A 2,360-nucleotide genomic window follows, 5' to 3' on the forward strand; every position below is an offset into this window, starting at 1 on the left:
CACCTTTGGCAGGATAGCGGCGACGAACGCTCTCAGTGACATCTACGCCATGGGAGGCGAACCTTTAACGGCCCTGAACCTGGTTTGTTTCCCTGAGTCCCTGGACCTGGAGATCCTGAACGAGATACTGACGGGCGGCGCGGAAAAAGTCATGGAGGCGGGGGCCGTCCTGGCGGGCGGGCATTCTATATACGACAAGGAGCCGAAGTACGGCCTGGCCGTGACGGGGATCATCGATAACGGCCGTATTATCAGGAACGACACGCCGGAACGGGGGCATAAACTCATACTGACGAAGCCCCTCGGCACCGGGATCATCATGGCGGCCCTGCGGGGTGAGGTCGCCAGCTGGGCAGCCGTCGACAAGGCCGTGGCCGCGATGGAGCGCCTGAACAAATACGCGGCGGAAAAGATGCGGAACTATACGGTCAGCGCCTGCACCGATATCACTGGTTTCGGCCTGATGGTGCACATGCTGGAGATGGCTTCGGACAAAGTTTCAATCCTGCTCTACCCGGGGGAGATCCCCTATTTCGAAGAGGCCTACCAGTACGCCGAGGAGTACCTGGTCACCGCCGCGGGCCAGCGGAACCGCAACTTCCTGGCGGGCAAGGCCGACGTCTCCGGTTTGCCCTTCGCCTTGCAGGAACTGCTTTTTGATCCCCAGACCTCCGGCGGGCTGCTCATCGCCGTAAAGGAGGGCCAGGCGGCCGCATTACTGGCGGAGATACAGACCGGAGACCCCGCCGCGAGGGTCATTGGGGAGATAGTCACCCGGGACAGGGATATCATCCTGTTCTAGCAGGAAGAGGAGGTCGGCCATGAAAACTATCGATGTCCTGGGGCAGCCGTGCCCCATACCCGTTATCAAAGCAAAAAAAGCGCTGGGGCAAGGGGACGTGGAGGCCGTCACCGTGAAAGTGGACAACATCGTGGCGGTACAGAACCTGGAGAAAATGGCCAGGGGCTACGGGTACGATTTTTCTTACCAGGAGGTTTCGTCGGGCCTTTTCGATGTCCTTATCGTTAAAAGCGGCGCCGCGGCCCCCGCTGTTGAAGAGGAGAGGAGCGAACAAGGCGAGGTCCGCCCTTCCGCGGCTCCCGAAAGAATGGTCGTCGTGATCGGCAAGGACGGCATGGGGGCTGGTTCCGACGAACTGGGCAAGATCTTGGTCAAGGGATTCATCTACTCCCTGACCGAGCTCAAGACACCTCCCGAATCGGTGGTTTTCTTCAATTCAGGGGTGTTTCTGACGGCCGAAGGCTCCAGCGCGATCGATGACCTGAAAAGACTGGAAGCCGCCGGGACGAATATCCTGTCCTGCGGGACCTGCATCAATTACTTCGAGCTGCAGGGCAAACTGGCCGTCGGCAGCGTAGCCGACATGTATGGAATAACGGAAAAGATGGCCGGGGCGAGTAATACCATCAGCATCTGACCGCACGGGGAGATCTTCTCCCAGCCCGGACAGCACCCTGCAAAGAGGGTGGGCGGCCCCTGGGGCTCGCCCACCCTGTCGGCGTTGCTAGGAAACCGGGCCGTGCCTCTAGACCCGGGTGGACTCGCCGCTCCTTCTGGCCCTTGCCACCTCCAGAAGGTAGGTGTCGGGTATATCCTCGTGATCCGGGTGGAAGCAGTTTTTCGCCCCCGCCTCGTCCGGGTCGTCGCCGAATATGACCCGCCTGTTTTTCGCGGCCTGGGCCAGGATGCGCCTTGCCGACTGCTGGGGGGTCTGGGCGGTCGGCGGCGGGGCCATATCGCCCCAGATAGCCGTGGCCGTCGTGCCGGGCGTGGCGGCGTTGAACTTGATGTTATCGTCCCAGTACTCGTAGCGCAGGGAAAGGGTCAGGCCGTTCAGGGCCGCCTTGGTGGCCGCGTACATCGACTGGTAAGCCATGGGGTAGAAGGCTATGCCCGAGATCACGTTGATCACTTGCCCGCCTCCGTTCTTCTGCATTATGGGAATAACCTCGCGGCAACCGTACAGCGCCCCGTAGAAGTTGAGGGCGAAGGCCTTTTCCCAGTCCTTGTTGGTCTGGACGATCATCCCGTGGCGATCCTTCTCGGGTATGGGAGGGTACGACTCGGTGAACATCCCCATAACTCCCGCCCCGGCGTTGTTGATCAGCAGGTCGATCCTCCCGCCGAAGAACTCCGCGGCCTCGGCGATCATGTCCACGACCTCGTTCTCCTTCGTCACGTCGCAGAGGATGCCCTTAACTCTCCCGGGATATTCGGCCGAAAGACGGTCGGTATGCTTTTTCAGGTTCACGGCGTTAAAGTCCGCGAGCACGACCTTCTCCGCCCCGTAGGCCAGCAGCTCCTCAATGAGGGCCAGCCCTATGCCCGACGCCGCCCC

At 61.1% G+C, this 2,360-nt stretch carries 3 protein-coding genes; 2 read left to right on the plus strand and 1 reads right to left on the minus strand.

Annotation, left to right across the window (positions count from 1 at the left end; translation table 11 throughout):
* Positions 1–802: selenide, water dikinase SelD (gene selD, locus GX108_00810; protein NLO55590.1), on the plus strand; the 802-nt coding region annotated here is incomplete at its 5' end.
* A gap of 19 nt (positions 803–821) precedes the next feature.
* Positions 822–1,439 (plus strand): sulfurtransferase-like selenium metabolism protein YedF, encoded by a 618-nt coding sequence (gene yedF / locus GX108_00815; protein NLO55591.1) that lies wholly within the window; start codon positions 822–824, stop codon positions 1,437–1,439.
* 108 nt (positions 1,440–1,547) lie between these two features.
* Here yedF and GX108_00820 read toward each other — a convergent pair.
* On the minus strand, positions 1,548–2,360 hold an 813-nt coding region (locus GX108_00820; protein NLO55592.1), incomplete at its 5' end, for an SDR family oxidoreductase.

The organism is Thermovirga sp., from assembly GCA_012523215.1.
GTDB lineage: Bacteria > Synergistota > Synergistia > Synergistales > Thermovirgaceae > 58-81.